At 43.8% G+C, this 1,076-nt stretch carries 2 protein-coding genes; one reads left to right on the top strand and one right to left on the bottom strand.

Annotated features, from left to right (window positions below):
- Positions 1–386: lipid II flippase MurJ (locus A3729_RS23415; RefSeq protein WP_304439750.1), on the bottom strand; the 386-nt coding region annotated here is incomplete at its 3' end.
- Positions 387–568: 182 nt separating this feature from the next.
- On the opposite strand from A3729_RS23415, the gene A3729_RS23420 reads away from it, so the two are divergent.
- Entirely contained in the window at positions 569–895 is a 327-nt protein-coding gene (locus tag A3729_RS23420; RefSeq protein WP_068516247.1) for a hypothetical protein, read from the top strand.
- Positions 896–1,076: the final 181 nt, after the last annotated feature.

Below are 1,076 nucleotides of genomic sequence, written 5' to 3' on the forward strand. Positions count from 1 at the left end.
GCGCCCATGACCGCTAAAGCCGTAATAAGTAGTAATACCAGCCCCAACACACCTGCAACCGAGTTAACCAACTGCCTGACCTCTCGCTCAGTGCGCTGACTACGGTATTCAGATAACACTGGGACAAAGGCCTGGGAAAAAGCACCTTCTGCAAATAGACGCCGAAAGAAATTTGGAATTTTAAAGGCTACAAAAAAGGCATCTGCCCCCGCCGAAGCACCAAACAGGTTTGCTACGACAACATCCCGCACCAAGCCGAAGACCCGGGACAACATAGTCATTACTCCAACAATACCGCTTGAGCGAAGCAAACCACTTGCCTGCTTTGCTTTAATATTGCTCGACACCCCCTCCTTTGGAGCATTTGTTTTATTCTCGTTTTCCATATGCACTCGTAAACCTATTCAGTATCAGCGCGAAGCATACTTGGCTTGATATCAAAAGCAAAGACACCCTGCCCAGAAACATTTCTCTTTTCAAAGCATGGATAAAAGTTGAATCCGAGTATTTTCCTTCTATGCTTAATAAATTAGCCAATCACTCGTTTATATTACACAGGACTAAGACAATGGACGAACAAGATATTAATCGATTGATGCTGCACTACGAGCAGCTGTATCGGAAGTCGAATAGGGAGATTATTAATCCTGAAATCGAGGCACTTTCTACCAGCGATTTAAAACCCATCGTCAATATCGTGGCCCAGAGCCGGGCAGCTTATTTAAAGTTCATGTATGAACTAGGAAAAAAATATGATGATCTTGATGACTCACCGAGTGCCGAGGAATTAAAAAAACTCAAAACCCTGCGCCTTCGCTTTGAAGAGCTTGCTGAAGGAGCAAAAGCTTTTGAGACATCAATTCAGAAGGGCTATCTAGATCTAAAGACTAATTAAGCGACACACTTACAGCTGGGGATTCAGCACCAGCTGTTGATTTTCTTGGTCAATTTTAAACTCAAAACGCTTGAGAATATCCATCCCCAAAAGCCCATCATAAGTAAAGTCAGATAAGGGCAAAACTCCCAAAGTAACATCCCCCATTGATAATCCTCCAAGCGAGACTTGACCCACCTGC

The sequence above is a fragment of the Oleiphilus sp. HI0043 genome (assembly GCF_001634935.1).

Excerpts from the sequence above, each read along its gene's own strand:
- A3729_RS23420 (WP_068516247.1), top strand. The coding sequence starts at position 569 with ATGGACGAACAAGATATTAATCGATTGATGCTGCACTACGAGCAGCTG.